This window comes from Caulobacter sp. Root1455 (genome assembly GCF_001426905.1).
Lineage (GTDB): Bacteria > Pseudomonadota > Alphaproteobacteria > Caulobacterales > Caulobacteraceae > Caulobacter.
The window spans coordinates 114,258-136,317 of sequence record NZ_LMFQ01000026.1 but is presented as its reverse complement, the minus strand read 5'-3'; the positions used below and the strand labels follow the sequence as shown (position 1 = coordinate 136,317).

Here is a 22,060-nt window from a genome sequence, read left to right as displayed (position 1 = left end):
AGCAACGCCCCCGGAACGCCTCCGCTCCGGGGTCTCCAAGCTAAGGTCAGGGGGCGGCGACGATATTATTGAGCTGGGTGATCTCCGGCGCGCCGGCCGGAGTGAGGATGCGGACGCGGTAGCCGGTCTTCCAGTTGGCCTTCAGGGCGACCTGAACGGTTTTGGGCTTCAAGTCCAGGGGCGCGGGCAGCACGGGCGTGGTCGTCCGCGCCAATTCCTTGCCCGAGGCGTCTTCCACCACCACCACCGAGGCCGGGGCGGGCTTGGCGCCCAGGCTGTGCACGGTGACGGTCAGGCCCGACTTGCCGGCCTTGACGTCGTCTCGGCCGATCCCGAGGTCGGAACGTTCGGTCACGGGCGTGGCGGCGGGGGTCTGCAGGGTGAACTCCCAGGTCGTGGTCTTGCCGGGGGCGAAGGTCAGGTCCAGGCCGGTGGTGCGTTCGAAGGCGACCGACGAAGCCGGCTCGGCCGAACCCTCCACGGCGCGCGTCACCAACCACTGGCCGGCCGCGATGTCCCACCCCGTCATCACCGCGTGCAGCGGCTGGCCGGTCAGGTTGTAGCCGGCGACCTTGAAGCTTTTCTGTCCGCCGGTGACCAGGATGCCGACGTCCTCGGCCGCGGTCGGCGTATCGAACCGCCAGCTGACCAGATGGCCCGGGAACATCTGATTGCGGCGCAGAGCCATGCCGCCGAGGCGCGAGCGCTGCAGGATGTCGCTGAACAGCTCCACCCGGTCGCTCCACCAGTGGGCCTCGGTCATCATCCACATTCGCTGCTCGGCGGTGGTGATTTCGTCGCCGTAGACCTTTTCCAGATAGGCGGTGTCGCCGGTCGAGCGCCAGGCCTCGTACAGGGTGAACGGATCGTCCGAGCCCTTGGCGACCATGGACTTGATCATCGGCGTGGCCTGGGCGCGCAGGCCCAGCATGTCGATCACGTCGCTGTTCAGCTCCTCGAGACCGCGGCCCGACTGGTGGACGATCTCGCCCCTCAGGGGGCGCAGGTACTTCTCGTCGCCGGTCCAGCGCCAGGCGGCCCAGAACAGCTGCATGGTCGCGACGTTGCCGCGGCCCTTGCCGGTCAGTTCGCCGCGCGACTGGCCGGTGGCGGCGTTGATGTCTTCCGGATAGCGCCAGGTCCCGTCCGGATCCTGCTTGCCGTGCGCCAGATGGCCGTCGGCCAGCTCGACGATCAGCTTGCGCATCGTCGGATCGCCGTTGAAGTCGCCCAGCAGCATGCCGGGATGCAGGATCAGGTACGAATAGGGATGCGACCAGCCCCAGGGCCCGTCGCGCGACACGTCGGTGGCCGAGAAGTAGCGGCTGAGGATGTGGACGTGGCCGTCCTCGCCCTTGTTGGCGACGATCGGATAGGCCCGGGCCGTCTCCATCATCCGCTCGACGATCTTGGGGTCGCCGTAGCTGGTGTACATGGCCTCGGCCTTGAGGTTGATCGCCTCTTCGTACGAGTGCAGCTCGTCGGTCTTGATCTTCGACAGACCGGCCGGGATCATGTCGTTCTTGTAGGCCGCGTCGAGCAGGGCGTTCAGCGAGGCGGTGGTCTTGTCGGGGATGTCGCCCATCAGGGCCAGAGGCGGCCACTGGGCGGTCAGGTCGTCGTCGTCCGAGATCCCGCCGCCGAAGTCGCCATAGGCGTCCTGGCGCTTGTCGATCCACCACTCGATGAAGTGGCGCACCCGCTTGAGATCCTCGACCTGCAGGAACGCCCACTTGGGCACGCCGGCCGGCGCGGTCGGCACGGTGACGGCCGGGCCCGGCTGCTCGGGATTGAGCTCGAACCACATCTCGCGGCCGTGCGGGTTGGTCGGATCGACGCGCAGCAAGTCCGACAGCTCCAGGTCCAGCCGCGCGTAGCGGGCCAGGCGCTTGGAGACGTCGTGCTCCTCGACCAGGAAGGCCAGGTTGTCGCGCGCCTGGGCCAGGCGGTCGGCGACGTGCTCGGCCTTGGCGTCGGCCGAGGGCTTGAACTTCAGGCGCACGGCCATGCCGTCCAGCGACTTGGCGTCGAAGTCGACGCCGGCCGCGGCGATGCTCAGATACAGGCTCTTGCCTTCGGGCAGCATGCGGTCGCGGGTGTCGAGATAGACCGTGCGGGCCTCGCCCGGCTTGACCGAGACGTTGACGTCGATCAGGTCCCGGCCCGGCCACAGCGGGTCCTTGATCTTGATGTTCAGCGGGAACAGGCCGCCGTGGGTGGCCTTGACGTTCAGGGCGGGGATGTCGAGCGCCACGCCGTCCAGGCCCGCGTCCATGCCCTGCCAGCCGTACTGGAACTTGCCGACCGGACCGCCGGGGCGGTTCTGGCGGAAGTCGGCGGGGATCAGCACGTGGACGATCGGCTGGCCGGGAGCCGCGGCCGCGTCGGCGCGGGGCTTGCTGGGCGCGGAGGCGGGCAGGGCGGTCACGATGGTCCGCTCGCCGGCCGCGTACCGGCCCTTCACGAAGGTCGAAAGCTCGTCCAGCGAGGGGTAGGTCGCCGGGTCGGCGCCGGGGCGCACGACGTAGGCCAGGGTGAACTCGTCCGGTTCAGCGGCGGCCGTGACGTTGTAGGCCGCCAGCTCCTGGATCGGGGTCTCCTGCACCACGTTGTCGAAGCGCAGCTTGCCGCCCCTGAGGGCCGCGAACTGGTTGAAGGTGCGCAGCTCGCCCTTGGCGCGCTTGGCCAGCGGGGTCTCCTTGCCGGCCGCGTCGATGGTGGTCAGCGATCCGTAGGCCGCGCCCTGGAACTCCAGGCGGTTATAGGGCTCGTCGGGCAGGATGAAGGTGACGGCCTTGCCGCCCTCGACATAGGTGTTCCAGTCGGGCAGCTCGAAATAGTCGTGGCGGCCGGGCAGTTTCGAACGGTTATAGACGCCGGGCCAGGTGGTCTCGGCGATGCCGTCCGAGCCCTGGCTCATCCGCTGCTGGCGGTCGTACTGGTCGGCGAACTCGACCTTGCGGATCACCGTCCTGGCGTCGGCCAGGTAGGGCGGCGGATCGGCGGGACGGTTCCAGCCGTAGCGATAGAGCCAGGTCTTCGAGCGTTCTTGGGCGTCGGTGGTCGCGCTCCCTGGGGCGGGGTCCTTGCCGGCGGCCAGGCCGGCCACGGCGGCCTCGTCCAGGGCGCGATCGTAGACGCGGATGTCGTCGACGTCGCCGCCGCGGACGAACTGGTAGGCGCTCTGCACTTGGTGGGGCGAGATCACCCGGCTGTGTGGGCCGAACTGGTCCAGGCCCGCGTCCAGGGCGGCCGTCTGGGCCTTCGAGGCCACCGGCTTGCCGTCGATGTAGAGGGCGATGCCCTTGGCCTCGTCCCAGGTGAAGGTCACCAGGATCCACTGGTCGGGCTTGGGCGGCGCGGCGGTGGCGCTGACCCGCACGCGCGAGAGGTTGTCGTCGGTGACGAAGGCGTCGAAGCCCTTGCCGTTCCAGTCGATGCGCAGCCAGGCCATGTCCCAGCTGGTGTGGTCGGCGTAGCCGACGCGGAACAACGGGAAGGGCGTGGTCCCGACCGGATCGCGGGCCCGCCAGTAGAAGCTGAGCGTGCCGCGCTGGGCGTAGATGTTGCCCGGGGCCATCCAGCTGAGCGTCTCGTCGCCGGCCGCCTCGATATAGGCGCCGCGGATGGGGTCCTTCTGGATCTTGACCTTGTCGGCGAAGTTGGGCGCGGCCACGCCGCCGGCGACGTCGGCGGTCAGGCCCTTGTCGCCCGTCAGGTGAAACAGCAGGCCGCTGTCGTCAGCGGCGTGGGCGAGGGCGGGGGCGACGGTCAGCGCGGCCGACAGCAGCAGCGCGGTCTTGAGGGTGTGTCTTACGCGGGCCATTCGCCCTCCCTGAAATCGCTCGTTTCGAGTCTGTTATGGAAACCGGTGTCATTCCAGCGGCGCCAAGACTTACGGCCTAGATATTGCAGGTTTGTTTCCGTGCGAGAGGGTTTTGGGAACCGGGTCAAAGTGCAGCACGCCGTCCCCCGGCGAAGGCTCGGCCGCGGCCGTCAGTCTCGCCGGAAGCGGGGGTGACGGCCGCCTGAAGGCGCTCTCTCAGGGGACGAACAGGCCCAGCGGCACCGCTTCGCCCATGGCCTTGTAGCCGCCCGGCCCGGGATGCAGGCCGTCGTTGGAATCGAAGGCGGGCGCCAGGCGGTTGGGATTGGCCGGATCGCGCGTCAACTTGTCGAAGTCGATCACCGCGTCGAAGCGGCCGGGCGTGCGGATCCAGGCGTTGATCGCCTGGCGGTCCTGCTCGTTGGCCGCGTCGGGATGGTAGTAGCCCGAGCCGCCGTAGGGCATGACGGTGGCGCCGTAGATCTTGATCCCGCGCTCGCGGGCGCGACGGATCATCTGGTCGTACGAGGCGATCATCCGGGCCACCAGGGCGGCATGGACCTCGGGGCTGGCGGGCTTGTCGCGGGTCAGCGTGCCCAGGTCGTTCACGCCCTCCAGCACGATGACGTACTTGACGCCGGCCTGGTTCAGCACGTCGCGCTCGAAGCGGGCCATGGCGTTGGGGCCCAGGCCGTCCAGCAGCAGCCGGTTGCCGCCGATGCCGGCGTTCAGAACGCCCACGCCCTTGGTGCGCGGATCGGCCTGCAGGCGGGCGGCCAGGATGTCGGGCCAGCGATTGTCGCCGTTGGTGGTGACGCCGTGACCGTCGGTGATCGAGTCGCCGAACGTCACCAGGCTGGCGCCGGCCGGACGCAGCACGTCGACGCCGGAGATCTGGAACCAGCGTTCCACCGACTTGGCGCCGGTCAGCTCGGCGGCCGCCAGCTGGTCGCCGGCCCCGAACCACGAGGTGGTGCGCGAGCCCGGATGGCTGGTCTGCTGGACGGGGGGCGCGCCGTCGAAGCGGATCGTGATCGCCAGGTTCGCCAGGGGCGCGGCCGGGAAGTCGATCGGGTCGGACAGATATTCAGCGCCGGCCGGAATGATCACGTCGGGGCGGCCGAGGAAGGCCAGGGCGCGGTCGCTGGCCGGGTCGATGCGGGCCGAGCCGGACGCAACGGTCAGGGCGACGTGGACGCCCGACAGCTTCAGCGGCTCGGTCCCGAAGGCGTTGGACAGTCGCACGCGAATCTTGCCGCCGCCGGTGCTGAGCCTCAGGGTCTGGCGCAGCGTGCCGTCGGTGACGTCGGCGGCGGGCAGGGCGTCCTTGGCCGCCGGAATCATCTGGGACGAGGCCCAGGACCCCACCCAGCGCTCGGCTTCCGGCGTCTTGGCCGCGGCGGCCTGGGCGATCGAGAGGGGGGCGGCGCCGATCGAAACAGCGATCGCCAGCCCGACCAGGGCCCGTTTTCCGATATCCAATGTTTCCTCCAGCCCTTCCGACGAGGGGTCTTGCTTGTTCGCCTCGATCCTAGGCGAGGAAATGAGACCGGTACCATAAAAAACTTGAGTGGTCTGACCTCACCTTCCATACTGTCCTCAACGTCGGCGACCAACGCCGCCATCGACCGTTCGACGGTCCGTTCCATTCGTGGGGAAACGAAAAGATCATGAGCCAGACCGCCGTCACTCGCCGCACGCTCGGCGTCAGCCTGGCCGCCTTGGCGGCCGCCTCCTCGACCCTGGCCCGCGCCGCCGCGCCCGCTTCCGGCAAGCCGCTGTACAAGGATCCGACCCAGCCGGTCGAACTGCGCGTGCGCGATCTGCTCTCGCGCATGACGCTGGAAGAGAAGGCCGCCCAGCTGATCGGCATCTGGCTGACCAAGGCCAAGATCCAGACTCCCAGCGGCGACTTCTCGCCCACGGAGGCCAGCAAGAACTTCCCCAACGGCCTGGGCCAGATCTCGCGCCCGACCGACCGCAAGGGCCTGAAGCCCGCCACGGTGGTCGACGCCGCCGCCGGCGCCGACGACGGCTCGGTCAACCGCAACGCCAAGGAAACCGCGCGCTACATCAACGCCGCCCAGAAGTGGGCGATGGAGAAGACCCGCCTGGGCATTCCGATGTTGATGCACGACGAGGCCCTGCACGGTTATGTCGCGCGCGACGCCACCAGCTTCCCGCAGGCCATCGCCCTGGCCTCGACCTTCGACACCGAGATGACCGAGAAGGTCTTCGCCGTCGCCGCCCGCGAGATGCGCGCCCGCGGCTCCAACTTGGCCCTGGCCCCGGTGGTCGACGTGGCCCGCGACCCGCGCTGGGGCCGTATCGAGGAGACCTACGGCGAGGATCCGCATCTGTGCGCCGAGATCGGCCTGGCGGCGATCCGCGGCTTCCAGGGCAAGACCCTGCCGCTGGCGCCCGACAAGGTGTTCGTCACCCTCAAGCACATGACCGGCCACGGCCAGCCCGAGAACGGCACCAATGTGGGCCCGGCCCAGATCGCCGAGCGCACCCTGCGCGAGAACTTCTTCCCGCCGTTCGAACGGGCGGTGAAGGAGCTGCCGGTGCGCTCGGTCATGCCGTCGTACAACGAGATCGACGGGGTGCCGTCCCACGCCAACCACTGGCTGCTGACCGACATCCTGCGTAACGAGTGGGGCTACAAGGGTTCGGTCCAGAGCGACTATTTCGCGATCAAGGAACTGATCGCCCGCCACAAGCTGACCGACAGCCTCGCGGACACGGCCGTGATGGCCCTGAACGCCGGCGTCGATGTCGAGCTGCCGGACGGCGAGGCCTATGTGCTGATCCCCGAACTGGTGAAGTCGGGGCGCATTCCGCAGGCGACGGTCGACGTGGCCGTGGCCCGGGTGCTGGAGATGAAGTTCGACGGGGGGCTGTTCGAGAACCCCTATGCCGACGAGAAGACGGCCGACGCCAAGACCGCCACGCCCGACGCCATCGCCCTGGCCCGCGAAGCCGCCCGCAAGGCGGTGGTGCTGCTGAAGAACGACAAGGGCCTGCTGCCGCTCGACCCCTCGAAGTTCAAGCGCATGGCCCTGCTGGGCACCCATGCCAAGGACACGCCGATCGGCGGCTACAGCGACGTGCCGCGCCACGTGGTGTCGATCTTCGACGGCCTGCAGGCCGAGGCCAAGACCAGCGGCTTCACGCTCGACTACGCCGAGGCCGTGCGCATCACCGAAAGCCGCGTGTGGGCCGCCGACGAGGTCAAGCTGGTCGACCCGGCCGTCAACGCCAAGCTGATCGCCGAGGCCGTCGAGGTGGCCAGGAAGGCCGACGTCATCGTCATGGTGCTGGGGGACAACGAGCAGACCAGCCGCGAGGGCTGGGGCGACAACCATCTGGGCGACCGCGACAGCCTGGACCTGGTGGGCCAGCAGAACGACCTGGCCAAGGCGATCTTCGACCTGGGCAAGCCCACCGTCGTGTTTCTGCTCAACGGCCGGCCGTTGTCGGTCAACCTGTTGGCCGAACGCGCCGACGCCCTGGTCGAGGGCTGGTACCTGGGCCAGGAAACCGGCAACGCCGCCGCCGACATCCTGTTCGGCCGGGCCAATCCGGGCGGCAAGCTGCCGGTCAGCATCGCCCGCGACGTGGGCCAGCTGCCGATCTACTACAACCGCAAGCCCACCTCGCGTCGGGGCTATCTGTTCGACGAGACGACGCCGCTCTATCCGTTCGGTTTCGGCCTGTCCTACACCACCTTCGACATCTCGGCTCCGCGCCCGGCCAAGGCCGAGATCGGCGCCAACGAGAGCGTCAAGGTCGAGGTCGACGTGACCAACACCGGCAAGGTCGCCGGCGACGAGGTGGTCCAGCTCTACATCCACGACGAGGCCGCCTCGGTGACCCGTCCGTTGCTGGAGCTGAAGCACTTCAAGCGCGTGACCCTGGCGCCCGGCGCCAAGACCACGGTCACCTTCGAGGTTTCGCCGCTGGACCTGTCGCTGTGGAACCTGGAGATGAAGCGCGTCGTCGAGCCGGGCAAGTTCACCCTGCTGTCGGGCCCGAACTCGGCCCAGCTGAAGCCTGCGACGCTGACGGTCGTCGCCTAGTAGGGACGCCCCTCCGTCACGGCGCGTCGCGCCGCGCCACCTCCGCTGCTGCGCAGGGGAGGAGAAGACTCTCCTCACCCGTGAAACGGGGGAGGTGGCGCGCGGCGCAGCCGCGTGACGGAGGGGGCGTCGCCTTGCACGGAGAGCCCAACCCATGATCCGCGCCGCGATTTCCGCTCTGGCCCTGGCCGCCGTCCTGGCGGTCGGCGTGGCCATCGCCGCGCCCGCGCGCGCCGCCGAGCCCGCGGCGATCACCGCGGCGCCGGCGGCCGGCGCCTTTCCGCTGATCGCCCAGGGGCGTTCGGCGCGGATCGAGACCGACATCACCGACTGGCCCGGCGTGCTGCGGGCGGTCAACGACGTCCGCGGCGACCTCGCCAAGCTGTCGGCCGAGGCCGAGCCGGCCAAGGACGCGCCGGTCGTGATCATCGGCACCATCGGCAAGAGCGCCGCGATCGACGCCCTGATCGCCTCCGGCAAGCTCGACGCGACCGGCGTCGGCGGCCAGTGGGAGGCCTTCGTCCAGCAGGTGGTCGAGAATCCGCGCCCGGGCGTGGCCCGGGCCCTGGTCATCGCTGGAGCCGACAAGCGCGGCACGATCTTCGGGGCCTATGATCTGATCGAGCGGGCCGGCGTCTCGCCGTGGAGCTGGTGGGCCGACACGCCGATCCCGGTCAAGGACCAGGCCTATGTCGCCGCCGGCCGCCGCGTGCAAAAGCCGGCGGTCAAGTATCGCGGCATCTTCCTCAACGACGAGGACCCGGCCCTGTCGGGCTGGGCCAAGGTCCGGTTTGGCGGGGTGAACCACGACTTCTACGCCAAGGTCTACGAGCTGACCTTGCGCCTGAAGGGCAACTTCCTGTGGCCGGCCATGTGGGGCAAGTCGATCTATGACGACGACCCCCTGAGCGCGCCGCTGGCCGACGAATACGGCGTGGTGCTGGGCACGTCGCACCACGAGCCGTTGGGCCGCGCCCACGTCGAGTGGGAGCGCTACGGCCAGGGGCCGTGGGACTACGCCAAGAACCCCGAGGCGCTGCGGGACTTCTGGCGCGAGGGCGTCAAGCGTCTGGGGGCCAACGAGAGCCTGGTCACGGTGGGCATGCGCGGCGACGGCGACGAGCCGATGACCCAGGGCACGGCCACCCAGCTGCTGGAGTCCATCGTCGCCGACCAGCGCAAGATCATCGGCGAAGTGACTGGAAAAGCTCCAGAAAACACCCCGCAGGTCTGGGCGCTCTACAAGGAGGTGCAGGACTATTACGACGCCGGCATGCGCGTGCCCGATGACGTGACCCTGCTGTTCTCGGACGACAATTGGGGCGACATCCGCCGGCTTCCCGAACCGGGCAAGACCCGGCCGGGCGGCTACGGCGTCTACTACCATTTCGACTATGTGGGCGGGCCGCGGAACTACAAGTGGCTCAACACCAACCAGGTCTCGCGCACCTGGGAGCAGATGAAGCTGGCCCGGGACTACGGCGCCGACCGGCTGTGGATCGTCAATGTCGGCGACCTCAAGCCGATGGAGCTGCCCATCGCGTTCTTCCTCGACATGGCCTGGGATCCGGACGCCATGACGGTCGGGAAGATGTCGGGCTTCACGCGCGACTGGGCCGCCGCCCAGTTCGGGCCCGAGCACGCCGACGAGATCGCCGCCCTGCTGGACGGCTACACGCGGCTGAACGCCCGGCGCAAGCCCGAGCTGATCGACGGCTCGACCTTCAGCCTGGTCAATTTCCGCGAGGCCGAGCGGGTCGAGGCCGAGTGGGCCGACCTGGAGCGGCGCGCCGACGTGTTGCGTCGGGTGCTGCCCAAGGACCAGGACGACGCCTTCTTCCAGCTGGTCTGGTTCCCGATCCAGGCCAGCGCCAACCACACCCGGCTCTATATCGCCGCCGGCCGCAACAGGCTCTACGCGGCGCAGGGCCGGGCGGCGGCCAATGACCAGGCGGCCAAGGTCCAGGCGCTGTTCGCCCGCGACGCCGAGCTGGTCCGCCAGTGGGACGAGGACCTGGCGGGCGGCAAGTGGCGCAAGATGATGAGCCAGACCCACATCGGCTACACCTATTGGCAGCAGCCGCCGACCAACGTCATGCCCGCGACGGCGGCCGTGAAGGCCGCGCCTGGCTGGGGCGTCGCGGTCGAGGGACGGGCCGAGGCGGTGGCCGCCGCCGCCGACCTGCCGACCCTGGCCCGCGACGGCGCCGCAAGCCGCTGGATCGACGTGTTCAATCGGGGCGCCGCGCCCCTGGCCTTCACCGCCAAGGCCGGCGAGCCCTGGGTTAAGGTGGCTTCCGGCCCAGCCGCCGCCAACGGCGACACGCGGCTGGAGGTATCGGTCGACTGGAAGGCCGCCCCGACGGGCGCGCGCCGCGTTCCGATCACCATCACGGGTCCGGATGACCAGACGGTGGTCGTCACGGCGGTCGTCGACGGCGCGCGACGCAAGGTCGCCAAGGGCGCCTTCGTCGAGGCCGGCGGCCCGCTGGCCATCGAGGCCGAGCATCACGTCGCCGCGACCGGCGCGGGCGGGGTGGCGTGGACGACGATCCCGGGCCTGGGCCGGACCCTGTCGGGCGTCGCCAGCTATCCCTCGACCGCGCCGTCCAGCGCGCCGGGGCAGGGGGCTTTCCTGGACTACGCCGTCGACCTGGAGCAGGCCGGCGACTTCGACCTGCGGGTCTTCACCGCGCCCAGTCTGGACTTCCGGGGCGGGACCGGGCTGCGCTACGCCGTCTCGCTGGACGACGCGCCGCCGGTGATCGCCAACCTGCACGAGGGCGAAACGCGCACGGGCGAAGGCCAGAAGAGCTGGGAGAAAGCCGTGGCCGACAACGCCCGGGTCCAGACCATCCGGCTGACGGCGGCCAGGGCCGGCGCCCATCGCATCCGGCTGTGGCGGGTGGATCCCGGCGTGGTGTTCGAACGGCTGGTCATCTCGCGCGGCGAGGCGCCCGAAAGCTATCTGGGCCCGGTCGAGGGCGCGCGGCGCTAGGACTTTGTTTCGATCCCGGGCCCTGCGATAATCGGGGCGAGACGAGGAGGCTGAAGATGCGTCCTTTTATCCGATCGTTGGCCGTCGCGGCCGCCGCCGCTCAGATCGCGTCGCTGGCCGGGACCGCCCAGGCCCAGCCCGCGCCGGACCGCCAGAGCTGGGGCAAGCCCGGGATCTCGTTCCTGCAGTACCGCACCGACGCGGTCGAATGCGCCTGGCTGGCCGGCAGCGCCGCGCCGGTTGCCGTGGCGAGCGTCGACCAGGTGTTCGCCATGGACGGCCAGGACGTCTTCGAGGTGATGGAAAGCGCCAAGCGCAGCCAGTACCGGGTGTGGAACAACGTCGCCGATCAGCTGGAGCCAGCGCTGGAGTCCTGTCTGCGATCGCGCGGCTACCGGCCGTTCAAGCTGACCGACGAGCAGAACGCCCAGTTGAAGCAGCTGAAGCGCGGCTCGGCCTCGCGTCATCGCTATCTCTACGGGCTGGCGATCGACCCCGACGTGTTGAAGATCCAGGGGCTGTAGCCGCCTGGAGCCTTTCCCGACCTGACTGCATCAGGCCGGGGTTCTTCACGCGAACCGGAATCCACTTCGCTTGAAAATTCTTCAGAGACAGGCGTCGCGGACGATCGTGGCGTCGAAGGTGTCGGGCTCGGGAACCGTCCAGGCCGCTTCGGTGAAGCCCAGGGCCTGGGTCGGGCCCTCCAGATTGTTGTCGCCGTGGCGATAGGCCTTGAGCCGGCGGAACAGCTGCTTGCCGCAATCGACCTCCTCGACCAGCTTTTCCGAGCGATAGGGCGCCAGGGCGACCCCGTCGGCGGCGTCGGCTTGCGGGCCGCTGTATTCGTGGCGGATCCAGACCCGCGGATAGGGCGATCCGGGCGGCGTGGCGGCGGTCTTGGCGAACACCAGGATCGATCGGTCCGCGACGCCGCCGATGAACGGCCAGTCCCTTGGCTGGATCTTCTCGGCCCACAGCGGCATCCGCTGGGTCGCCTGCTTCTCGGGAGAGACCGTCACGGAGTCCACGGCCGAGGGCGCGTCCTGGATCGGGGCCGTCTGCAGCATAAAGATCAAACCGAACATGACCGCCTCCAGCCGAAGATCGCCCGAACGGGCCGCGATAGCGCAGTCAGATGGCGACGCGCTTGGCGATGGCGCTGCGCCTAGCGCCTGTTTCCTGCTTGGCCCGCTCCACGGCCTCGGTCTCGGTGGCGTGCAGCAGGTGGTCGATGACGCGCTCCAGGTGGTCGCGCATGGCCTGGCGGGCGGCGGCGGGGTCGCGGGCCTTCAGGGCCTCGAACACCCGGCGGTGCTCCACGATGCGGGGCTCCAGCCCCATGCCGCGGGCGCGGGTCAGGATGTTGCGGGCCAGGGGCGAGCGGTTGCGCCAGTCCCACAGGTTCTCGATCGTGGCGATGATCGCGCCGTTCCCGGAGGCCCGGGCGATGACCATGTGGAACTCGCGGTCGGCGTCCTCGCCAAGGATCTCCTCCTCGCGGGCCATGCGCTCCATCAGCGCCTCGAGCTCAAGGATCTGGTCGTCGGTGATGGCGGTGGCGGCCAGGGCGGCGGCCTCGCCCTCGAACAGGCGGCGGGCCTCGATCAGTTCGAACGCCCCGATCTCGAGGGCGGGCTCGGCGCTGGCCGGGGTGATCGGGCGGACGTCGCCGGTGACATAGATTCCCAGGCCGTGGCGGGCCTCGATCATGCCCAGCATTTCCAGGGCGATCATCGCTTCGCGCAGGGTGGGGCGGCTGACGCCGAACTGTTCGGCCAGCTCGCGCTCCGTGGGCAGACGGTCGCCAAGCTTGTACTGACCGCTCTCGATGGCGTCTGCGATCGAGTCGGCGATCCGGCGGTAGAGCTTGACGTTCTCGGCCATGTGCTTTCGTCAGTTTCTCGGCGGCGGGCCGCACGGCCCCTCGGACTCGCGATAGCATAGCCGACCTGGCCCGCGCGGGCTATTTCTGACACCGGTCGCCCAAAGCTTGGCCTAAGCCTCAAAACCTGTCGGGGACCGGCGTCAAAGCAGCCTCACCAATCGTGCATGGAACCGTCCTCGCGGCGGGCGATCGGCAGGTAGGCGCGCTTGTAGGGGTGCTTGGCGGCTTGCGCCTCGTCGATGTCGACGCCCAGGCCGATCGCCTCGCCGGGATGCAGCATGCCGTCCGCGAAGCTGTAGGCGTGCGGGAACACCGCGTCGGTCGCTTCGGTGTGGCGCATGTATTCCTGGACGCCGAAATTGGGGATCGACAGGTCGAAGTGCAGGGCCGCGGCCATGCAGATCGGCGACAGGTCGGTGGCGCCGTGGCAACCGGTGCGCACGTGATGCAGGTCGGCGAAGCTGGCGATCTTGCGCAGGTGGGTGATGCCGCCGGCATGGACCACGGTGGCGCGGATGTAGTCGATCAGCTGTTCCTCGATCAGCTGCTTGCAGTCCCAGATCGAGTTGAAGATCTCGCCCACCGCCAGCGGGGTGGTCGTATGCTGGCGGATGATGCGGAAGCTGGCCTGGTTCTCGGCGGGGACGGCGTCCTCCATCCAGAAGGGGCGGTAGGGCTCCAGGTCCTTGCCCAGGCGGCCGGCCTCGATCGGGGTCAGGCGATGGTGGACGTCGTGCAGCAGGTGCAGGTCCCAGCCCAGCTTGTCGCGCGCCGCCTCGAACAGGCCCGGCGCGCTGCGCAGGTATTTCTCGGTCGACCATAGGCTTTCGGTCGGCAGGTGGCTGTCGGCGGGCTCGTAGAAGAACTTGTCCTTGGAGACGCCGTAGACGCCGTTCAGGCCGGGCACGCCCGACTGCAGGCGGATGGCCTTGTAGCCCTGGGACGCGTAGACGGCCGCGTTCTCGAGGGTCTCCTCGATCGTCGCGCCGTTGGCGTGGCCGTAGACCATCACGCCGGTGCGGCAGGCGCCGCCCAGCAGCTGGTAAAGGGGCAGGCCGGCGATCTTGGCCTTGATGTCCCACAGGGCCATGTCGACGGCGGCGATGGCCGCCATGGTCACGGGGCCGCGACGCCAGTAGGCGCCCTTGTACAGGTACTGCCAGATGTCCTCGATCTGATGGGCGTCGCGCCCGATCAGGCAGGGGATCACGTGATCGGTCAGATAGCTGGCGACGGCCAGCTCGCGGCCGTTCAGGGTGGCGTCGCCGACGCCATGGACGCCGTCGCTGGTCTCGATCTTCAGGGTGACGAAATTTCGCCCCGGGGAGGTGACGATGACTCTGGCGGCGGTGATCTTCGGCATGGGACGCTTTCGTTGACCCGACCGTCAAAAGTCGGATGGTAGCGGTATCGGTCTAAATCAGGCGTGGCGGTTGTCAACCTATTGGTCTGACCACTGGTGTCACGGTGTCTCGACCTTTGATCAAGGTAGCGGTATCACAAGATCAAGACCGTCGCGCCCCCTCGCGTCGCACGGCATGGTGTCGTTAGGGAGAAAACATGCGTCTTGTGTCGTTTGTGCGTGGGCTCTGCCTGGCGGCCGGCCTGATTTCAGCGTCTCTGGGCGCTTCGGCGGCCCGGGCCGAGGACGGCTATGACCTGTGGCTGCGCTATCGGCCGCTGCCGGCGGACCACCGTCCGGCCGCCCGGACGATCGCCCCCGGCGCCGACACCCCCACGCTGAAGATCGCGCGCGCCGAACTGCGGCGCGGGCTGGACGGCCTGGTCGGCGGCCCGCCGGCGACGGACGCGCCGTCGATTCTGCTGGGCACCCCCGCCGGCTCGCCCGCCGTCGCGGCCCTGGACCTGCCGTTGAAGGGCGCGGGCGACGAAGGCTACCTGATCCGCACCGTGGGCAAGACCACGGTCATCGCCGCCAACACCGACGTCGGCGTGCTGTACGGCGTCTTCCACTATCTGCGCCTGATCCAGACGGGGCAGGGCGTCGACAAGCTGGACATCCTGTCGGCCCCCAAGGTCAATCACCGCCTGCTGAACCACTGGGACAACCTGGATGGCCATGTCGAGCGCGGCTATGCCGGCGCCTCGCTGTGGGACTGGTGGAAGCTGCCCGACTACAAGGACCCCCGCTACGTCGACTACGCCCGCGCCAACGCCTCGATCGGCGTCAACGGCACGGTGCTGAACAACGTCAACGCCAAGGCCGACAGCCTGATCGCGCCCTATATCGCCAAGGCCGCGGCCCTGGCCGACGTGTTCCGGCCCTACGGCATCAAGGTCTATCTGTCGGCCCGGTTCTCGGCCCCGATCGAGATCGGCGGCCTGAAGACCGCCGACCCGGCGGACCCAGCCGTGCGCGCCTTCTGGAAGGCCAAGGCCGACGAGATCTACCAGGCCATCCCCGATTTCGGCGGCTTCCTGGTCAAGGCCAATTCCGAAGGCCAGCCCGGCCCGCAGGACTACGGCCGCACCCATGTCGACGGCGCCAACATGCTGGCCGACGCGGTGGGGCCGCACGGCGGGATCGTGATGTGGCGGGCCTTCGTCTATTCGCACGAGCAGCCGGACGACCGCGCCAAGCAGGGCTACAGCGAGTTCAAGCCGTTCGACGGCCAGTTCCGCGACAACGTCATCGTCCAGGTCAAGAACGGGGCGATCGACTTCCAGCCGCGCGAGCCGTTCCACCCGCTGTTCGGGGCCATGCCCAAGACCAACCTCGGCATGGAGTTCCAGATCACCAAGGAATACCTCGGCTTCGCCACCCACCTGGTCTATCTGGGCCCGCTCTACGAAGAGACCCTGAAGTCCGACACCTACGCCCACGGCGCGGGCTCGACCGTGGCCAAGGTGGTGGACGGCACGTTGGATCACCGCCCGCTGACCCTGATGGCCGGGGTGTCGAACATCGGCCGCGACCGCAACTGGAGCGGTTCGCAGTTCGACCAGGCCAATTGGTACGTCTTCGGCCGCCTGGCCTGGGATCCGGAGACCTCGACGAAGGACATCGCCGCCGACTGGGCCAGGATGACCTTCTCGACCGATCCGCGCTTCGTCACGCCGACCGTGGCGATGATGATGGGCTCGCGCGAGGCGGCGGTCGACTACATGACCCCGCTGGGCTTGCACCACCAGATGGGCCGCGGCCACCACTATGGCCCCGGCCCGTGGGTGACCGGCGGACCGCGCGCCGACTGGACCAGCGTCTACTACGCCAAGGCCGGCAAGGACGGGATCGGCTTCGACCGCACCGCCGCCGGCAGCAACGCCACGGCCCAGTACGCGCCTGTGGTCGCCAAGCGCTTCTCGGACCTGAAGACCGTCGACGAGCGGGACCTGCTGTGGTTCCACCACCTGCCGTGGACCTACAGGCTGAAGTCCGGCCAGACCCTGTGGGACGGCATGGTCACGCACTATTCGCGCGGCGTCGCCACGGTGGACGGCATGGGCAAGACCTGGGCGGATCTGGCGCCCTATGTCGACCCCGAGCGTCACGCCCAGGTCGCCGACTTCCTGGCCATCCAGCGCAACGAAGCCCAGTGGTGGCGCGACGCCTCGATCGCCTATTTCCAGACCTTCTCGGGCCTGCCGCTGCCGGCCGGCGAGGCGGCTCCGGCCCATTCGCTGGACTACTACGAGGGGCTGAGCTTCCCGTACGCGCCGGGGAACTAGCGAGGATGCGGATCAGAAGGCGAGCGAGAAGTCGGTGACGAGGGTGAAGCCGTTGGCGCCCACCGGCACGGGATAGGCCGTGTAGCCGACCGGCGACCTGTCGGTGTACAGCCCCATGACGTTGACCCGCAGATCCCGGCGCTTGAAGGGGAAATAGTTGAAGCCGACGGCGACGTCGTAGGGATCACCGTATTCGCCAAAGATCTTGGATCCGGAAAGGTAAAGCTGCAGCGTCTTGGGGATGAGCATGGCGGATGCCTGCACCTGGAGTCCGCTGTCGAACAGGTCGTCCACGGGAACCAGGCCTTCGGTGCGGAAATTGTCGAGCCATCTCGCATAGTATTCAAGTTCCAGGGCATACCCCTTGTGTTTGACCCCCGCGTTCAGGGCCATCATCTGGTAGCGGGCTTCGATGATCCTGCCCGGGGTGTTGAAGGCGTCGTTGGCGAACAGCAGGGTGCCGTCGGAAAGTCGAAGCTGGGTGTTTTCGATCGAATCCGTGGCGGGCTGGGATTGCGGCGTTTCGGTGCTGCGGGTGTAGTGGGCGCTGAACAGCGTCGCGACCTTCTCGTGCTTTTCAAAATCACCGAAGCCGTTGGCCGGTCCGAACTCTCCGGTGGTCGGCGTCCAGGTCAGCGCGCCCGAATAGGTGTTGATCTTGGCGTCGAGCTGACGCGCCTGGACGCCGAGCGCGCTCAGGTTGTTGGCGATCATGGCCCGGTATTCGAGTTTGGGTGTGATCTTGCCCTCGGCCCAGATGCCCTGGGTGTAGGAGCCGCGGAAGAATTCGTCGGCGATCGGCCGGTTGTCGTTGCGAAGCCAGTAGGGGAAGGTCCGGTTCGTCGAGCGCGTGGACGGCAGGGAATGGATGCCGAAATAGACCTTCAAGGCGTCATTGAAGGTCCAGTTGATGTTCCCGGCGACCACGACCTGGGCGCCGAGCCCCTGGCTGGCCTGCGACGTCCAGACGTAGGCGTTGTAACCGAATCTGGGATCGAACAGCCAACCTCGCAGGGTGATCTGCACCTTCGCCAGCTGGAGGTCCTCCCTGGGTACGACAGTGGAGGTCCTGCCGAAGGAGTCCGTGTAGGTCTTATCGAGGCCATGCTGGTTGAGGTACCGCAGGTAGCTCACCAGTCCGAGGTCGACCTCGCCGACGTCCGACCTCATGAGGATGAGCCCTTTCCCGGGCTCGAAGCCTCCCCATTTGGCCGGGTATTCCGCCGCCGCCTCGGCCCGCTGCGTCGGGAGCGTCTGGATGGGCTCAGCAGCCTCAGGCGTGGGGGCGGTGGTGGCGACGGCCGGGGCGGGCGCCGCCGGCGCCGCCGCACTTCCGTGGAGTTCGACCTCGAGCGCCCGAATGCGCCCGTCGAACTGCGCCCGCATGTCGATCAGCTCCTGCAGCTGCTGTTCCATGCGTTGCCGCTGGGCGTCGGGCACGGGCACGGGCGCGGGCTGGGCGCCGGTCGCGGTCTGCGCGCCGGCCGATTGGGCGCTGAGCCCGAGCAGGCCGAGGCCAAGACCGACAAGGGCTGCTCTGGCCCGAGGCCGCGACGTCAGACGCTTCACATTCACAGCTTCGACCCTCATCCATTTGTCCCGGACACACCGGTTGGCTTCGACGCGGGCGCGCCCGTCGCTCGACGAAGCCGTAGGACCTGGGTCATTGAGGCCTGGACGGCGTGCGCGCCGCACTCCGTTGCGACCCGGTGTTCTCTCGGGTGAGCACCTGAGACGGGCTCGCCAATCTTCATGGCGGGCGTCGACCGGCCGGCGAAGCGCCGTCGGCCCATTCTCGCTGGACGATCGCGAGAGCCTGAGCTTCCCCTACGCGCCGACGACTAGCGTGGCGTCAGGACCAGGTCACCGGGCAGGTCGGGGTGGGCGGAATGGTCCCCATCACCGGCGGATCGGGGAAGTACTGGGTCGTCACCTGGACGGCCTCGGCCGCCGCCTGGCCGAACAGCATCATGATCAGCTGCAGGGACTCGTCGAGACCCGAGGAGATGCCGCCGCCGGTCAGCCGGTTGCCGCACACCACGAAGCGCGGATTGCTGGTGTCGACGTCGATCTCGCAGAAGCTCTGCAGGCAGGCGATGAACGCCCAGTGCGTCGTGGCCCTGTGCCTGTCGAGCAGCCCCGCCTGGGCCAACAGCAACGCGCCCTCGCACACCGAACACACCCAGGTCGCGTTCTCCGCCACCTGGCGCAGATAGGCCAGATAGGGCGAGCAGGGATCGCTCATGATCCGGCCCAGCACGTCCGGGTCGCCGCCGGGCGTCCAGAGGATGTCCAGGGTCGGAACCTCGTCGAAACTGGCATGGGCCTCGAAGCGGACGCCGTTCATCGCGGTCACCGGACCGCCGTCTTCGGAGAGGATCAGGGTCTCCAGGGGCTGGGCCTTGCCGGCCCAGTAGAACATCTCGGCCGGACCGGTGACGTCGAGCAGATCGACTCCCTCATAGACGGGTATGCCCAGCCTCATCTCGCCCCTCCCTTGTCCGCGGCGCGAAGACAACCTTCGCGCGCTATGCGCGTTTAGGTCAATCCACGATAGCTTTCGGCACAAAAAAACGGCGTGTCCGAAGACACGCCGCTGGGGAACGCGAAGGAAGGAAGGCGTTCGCGTAAGGTTTAGAACTGACCGCGGATGCCGATCAGATAGGTCGAGCCGGGCTTGTAGTAAGTGAATGCGGCGTTCGAGTACTGGAAGGTCTGACGCTGCACTTCGTCGGTGATGTTGATCGCGTTGAAGGTGATCTGCGGCGCATGCTTCCAGGGCAGCTGGTAGCTGGCCGACAGGTCGACCTGCTTGTAGGCGTCGGTCTTCAGGCGAGCGACCGGTATGCTCTGCTGGTTGGGGTCCGAGCTGATCTGAGCGTCGTTGTAGTTGTACGACAGCCGGATCGAGGCCCCGTGACCTTCGTAGTAACCGGTCAGGTTATAGGTGTAGGGCGAGACGCCGACCGCCACGGCCGGGGCGCCGCTGCCGCTGCCGGTCTGGTTGATGCGGGTGTAGTTGGCGGTGAAGCCGGTGCCCGGGATCAGGAAGTCCAGCGGCTGGACCCAGTTCAGTTCGTAGCCGCGGATGGTCAGGGTGCCGCCGGCGTTGACCTGCTGGTTGACGGTGACCGTGGCCACGTTCGGACCGCCGCGCAGGTCGATGGCCTGCTGCTGCTGGGTCGTCAGGTTGGCGTAGGCCACGCCCAGCTGGGTGAACGGGATGGTGTTGGTGCCCTGGACCGTGAAGCCGTTGATCACCTTCTGGAACAGAGCCACGCCGACATAGCCCGCGCCGCCGGTGTACCACTCGCCGCCCATGTCGAAGTTGTTGGAGGTATAGGGGCTGAGCGCCGGGTTGCCCTGGCTGGCCGTCTGAGCCGACACGTCGCTGAAGGTCGTGCCCGGCAGCATGGCGCTGGGGTTGGCGCGCGTGATGGTCCGCGAGGCGGCCATGCGCAGATTGACGTCGTCCCGCACCTTGTAGACGGCGTTGAAGGCCGGCAGGAAGGCGTCGTAGGTGGTCTGACGCTCCAGGGTGGAGGTCACGCCGTTGACGGTCTGCGGGCCGCGGATCGTCTGGTCGGTGGTGACGTAACGGCCGCCGAAGTTGAAGGCCAGGTCGCGATCCATGATCTGGGTGACCGCGTTGGCCTCGATATAGGCGCCGATGTTCTCTTCCTCGATGAAGCCCGAGCTGGCGGCGGTGGCGGCCGACGACACGGCCGGGGCGGTTTCGTTGAAGCGGTCGAACGAACTGGCGGCCTTGAACGAGTCGTAGTCGACCGTGATGAAGCCGATCGGGCCCGGGCGCAGGTACGAGGCGAGCTGGGCCTGGGTGATGGCCGAGCCGGCCTGACCGTTACAGGGCGGGGTGGGCGAGGGGACGGCGTTGTTCACCAGGCCGCCGCCGCAGGTGAAGGTCTGCCAGGCACCGCTGTTGTCCAGGGCCTGGATCGAGCGGCTGATGTCGTCATAGGCGACGCCGACCTTGATGTAGTTCTCGCTGTCCTCGCCGATCTTCAGGTTCCAGTGCGTGCCCTTGTTGGAGGTGACGCGCTTCTCGTTCTGGATGTTCAGGCGGCCGCCGGCGAAGGTCCAACCCAGGTTCGGGTCGTTCAGGTTGACGCCGGTCTTGATCAACGGCATGTCGCCGCCGGTGTTGTCGAAGTCGACGGTCAGGCCGGCGGGCGAGTTGACCAGTATGGTCGGGGCCTCGCGGAAGAACACGCTGCGGCTCAGGTTGAACTGGCCGTCCAGCAGCAGCCACGGATTGATCTGCCAGGAGCCGCCCGGGTTGAAGTTGTAGAAGTCGGTCTTCTCGTCATAGGGCCGCGCTTCCAGGAAGAACTGGGAGTTGGCGAACGTGCCCTTGGTGACGACGTTGTTGGCGTCGACCTTGACGTTCATCGGAACCATGCCGCCCGAGTTGCGGACGATCCAGTCCATGTCGAGGCGGTTGAAGTCGTTGTGGGTCTGGCCCAGCAGCAGGTCGCTATAGAAGGCCAGGGCGTCGTTCGGACGCCATTCGCCCGAGATCAGCACGGAGTCGCGGTTGCGCGTGCCTTCGCTGTAGGACTGGCGGCCCAGGCGCGGGATAATGCCGTCGCCCAGTTGCTGGGCGGTCGTGCCTGGGTTCAGGCTCTGCAGATAGGCGGCGGTGATCGGCGTGCCGGCCACCAGGCCGTTGCCGGCGGTGGCTGGGACGGTGTCGGGGATCCTGTAGCCGTTGCCGCCGACGGCGCTGTTGCAGGCGGGCGAGATGGCGGTCGCGGCCGTGCCGGCGGGCGGGGTCGTGCCGCACTGGGCGTAGGTCAGGTTGGCGTTGGTCCAGCCGATGGTCTCGAAGCCGTCGGTGCGGCTCTTGGTGCGAGCGCCGGCATAGCCGAGCAACAGGCCGAACTCACCGTGGCTGGTGTCCCAGGTGTCGCTGGCCAGGATGGCGCCGCGGGGGCTCCACTTGCCCGCGCTCTCCTGATAGCCGCCCTGGAGCGAATAGGTGAAGTGGCGGCCGGCCCGGTCGAACGGACGGGCGTTGCGCATGTTGACCACGCCGGCGACGCCGCCTTCGACCTGGCTGGCCATCGGGGTCTTGCTGACGTCCAGGCGGGTGAACAGTTCCGTCGGGAACAGGTTCAGGTCGACTTCGCGGTTCTGGTTCTGGGCGTCGGTGCGGCCCGACGAGGCCACGGCGATCTGCGAGCCGTTGAGCAGGATCTTGGTGAAGTTGGTGCCCAGGCCGCGCACGGCGATGTTTAGGCCGTCGCCGTTGATTTCGCGGGTCAGCTGGATGCCGGGAATGCGGTTCAGCGACTCGGCGATGTTGAGGTCGGGGAACTTGCCGATGTCTTCGGCGAACACCGAGTCGGTGAAGGCGATGCTGTCGCGCTTGGCGTTGGTGGCGTCGGTCAGGCTCTTGCGGAAGCCGGTGACGACCACTTCCTCGACCGTATCGGCGTTGGAGGCGGCCGGCGCGGCTTGCTGCGCGAAGGCCGGCGCGGCGGCCAGGCCGGTCAGGCAGCTGGCCCCGATGAGCGCCAGGCGAAGGGCGCGCGACTGAAGTGTTTGAACCATGTTTC

At 68.3% G+C, this 22,060-nt stretch carries 12 protein-coding genes; 4 read left to right on the top strand and 8 right to left on the bottom strand.

The window, feature by feature from the left end:
* Nucleotides 1–46 precede the first annotated feature (46 nt).
* Both ASD21_RS22860 and ASD21_RS22855 read right to left on the bottom strand, forming a co-directional pair.
* Complete coding sequence (locus tag ASD21_RS22860; protein WP_082554923.1) at nt 47–3,826, bottom strand: LamG-like jellyroll fold domain-containing protein; 3,780 nt, start codon at nt 3,824–3,826, stop codon at nt 47–49.
* Between the two features lie 216 nt (nt 3,827–4,042).
* On the bottom strand, nt 4,043–5,308 hold the full coding sequence (locus tag ASD21_RS22855) for an SGNH/GDSL hydrolase family protein (protein ID WP_056447126.1): 1,266 nt from the start codon (nt 5,306–5,308) through the stop codon (nt 4,043–4,045).
* 188 nt (nt 5,309–5,496) lie between these two features.
* On the opposite strand from ASD21_RS22855, the gene ASD21_RS22850 reads away from it, so the two are divergent.
* The 3 genes from ASD21_RS22850 to ASD21_RS22840 all read left to right on the top strand — a co-directional run bounded on the left by ASD21_RS22850 (nt 5,497) and on the right by ASD21_RS22840 (nt 11,430).
* The gene (locus ASD21_RS22850; RefSeq protein ID WP_056447123.1) at nt 5,497–7,908 is read left to right on the top strand and encodes a glycoside hydrolase family 3 N-terminal domain-containing protein; all 2,412 of its coding nucleotides are present in this window, start codon (nt 5,497–5,499) and stop codon (nt 7,906–7,908) included.
* Between the two features lie 154 nt (nt 7,909–8,062).
* Nucleotides 8,063–10,906, top strand: a complete 2,844-nt coding sequence (locus tag ASD21_RS22845) for a glycosyl hydrolase 115 family protein (protein WP_056447120.1) — start codon at nt 8,063–8,065, stop codon at nt 10,904–10,906.
* Between the two features lie 56 nt (nt 10,907–10,962).
* On the top strand, nt 10,963–11,430 hold the full coding sequence (locus ASD21_RS22840) for a hypothetical protein (RefSeq protein WP_156398474.1): 468 nt from the start codon (nt 10,963–10,965) through the stop codon (nt 11,428–11,430).
* A gap of 81 nt (nt 11,431–11,511) precedes the next feature.
* On the opposite strand, the gene ASD21_RS22835 is transcribed toward ASD21_RS22840, so the two are convergent.
* The 3 genes from ASD21_RS22835 to manD all read right to left on the bottom strand — a co-directional run bounded on the left by ASD21_RS22835 (nt 11,512) and on the right by manD (nt 14,154).
* A complete protein-coding gene (locus tag ASD21_RS22835; protein WP_056447113.1) occupies nt 11,512–11,991 on the bottom strand; it encodes a surface-adhesin E family protein in 480 nt (159 codons plus the stop codon).
* A gap of 46 nt (nt 11,992–12,037) precedes the next feature.
* Nucleotides 12,038–12,790, bottom strand: coding sequence for a FadR/GntR family transcriptional regulator (locus ASD21_RS22830; protein WP_056447110.1), 753 nt, complete (start codon nt 12,788–12,790; stop codon nt 12,038–12,040).
* Between the two features lie 152 nt (nt 12,791–12,942).
* Nucleotides 12,943–14,154 carry a D-mannonate dehydratase ManD gene (manD, locus tag ASD21_RS22825; RefSeq protein ID WP_056447107.1) on the bottom strand — a complete coding sequence of 404 codons (1,212 nt, stop codon included), beginning with the start codon at nt 14,152–14,154 and terminating at the stop codon, nt 12,943–12,945.
* Between the two features lie 215 nt (nt 14,155–14,369).
* Here manD and ASD21_RS22820 point away from each other — a divergent pair, with 215 nt between their 5' ends.
* A complete protein-coding gene (locus ASD21_RS22820) occupies nt 14,370–16,481 on the top strand; it encodes an alpha-glucuronidase family glycosyl hydrolase (RefSeq protein ID WP_056447302.1) in 2,112 nt (703 codons plus the stop codon).
* A 12-nt stretch (nt 16,482–16,493) separates the two neighbouring features.
* Here ASD21_RS22820 and ASD21_RS22815 read toward each other — a convergent pair whose 3' ends face one another.
* The 3 genes from ASD21_RS22815 to ASD21_RS22805 form a co-directional block, all read right to left on the bottom strand.
* Entirely contained in the window at nt 16,494–18,050 is a 1,557-nt protein-coding gene (locus ASD21_RS22815) for a hypothetical protein (protein ID WP_200941471.1), read from the bottom strand.
* Between the two features lie 283 nt (nt 18,051–18,333).
* Nucleotides 18,334–18,966, bottom strand: coding sequence for a DJ-1/PfpI family protein (locus ASD21_RS22810; RefSeq protein ID WP_056447104.1), 633 nt, complete (start codon nt 18,964–18,966; stop codon nt 18,334–18,336).
* 149 nt (nt 18,967–19,115) lie between these two features.
* On the bottom strand, nt 19,116–22,055 hold the full coding sequence (locus ASD21_RS22805; RefSeq protein WP_082554922.1) for a TonB-dependent receptor: 2,940 nt from the start codon (nt 22,053–22,055) through the stop codon (nt 19,116–19,118).
* Nucleotides 22,056–22,060 lie beyond the last annotated feature (5 nt).